Genomic DNA, 325 nt, shown 5'->3' on the forward strand with positions numbered 1-325 from the left:
CGGGCCCGGGGCGCCTGCGTCAAAGGCGGTTGAACGGTATCCGCAGCCCTACGGACAGCACCCCGGCGTTGTTCCGGAAGGTCAGCGGCTCGACGGGCACTGAATTGCCCTTGTCGGCCGTGCTGCCGCCCGTGGCGGAGCCGAAGCGGTAGTAGCGATAGCTGAGCTCGAGGATGATCGGGTGGGCGCCGGGCGCTGTCAGCTGATAGGACATCCCGATCCCGAGCGACAGGGCCAGGCCGGTATGGTTCGCACCGGTGAAGGTCCGCACGGTCGGGGTGGTTGCGGAATTGGTGCGGGTCCAGTCGCCGACACGGTTGTTGGC

1 protein-coding gene is annotated in these 325 nt (G+C 68.0%); it reads right to left on the bottom strand.

Annotated features, from left to right (window positions below; translation table 11 throughout):
* Positions 1-19: 19 nt before the first annotated feature.
* Positions 20-325: hypothetical protein (locus tag EIP85_RS22975; RefSeq protein WP_164871883.1), on the bottom strand; the 306-nt coding region annotated here is incomplete at its 5' end.

Origin of the sequence: Solirhodobacter olei (assembly GCF_004010155.1) — a bacterium.
In the GTDB taxonomy this organism is placed as follows: domain Bacteria; phylum Pseudomonadota; class Alphaproteobacteria; order Rhodobacterales; family Rhodobacteraceae; genus Solirhodobacter; species Solirhodobacter olei.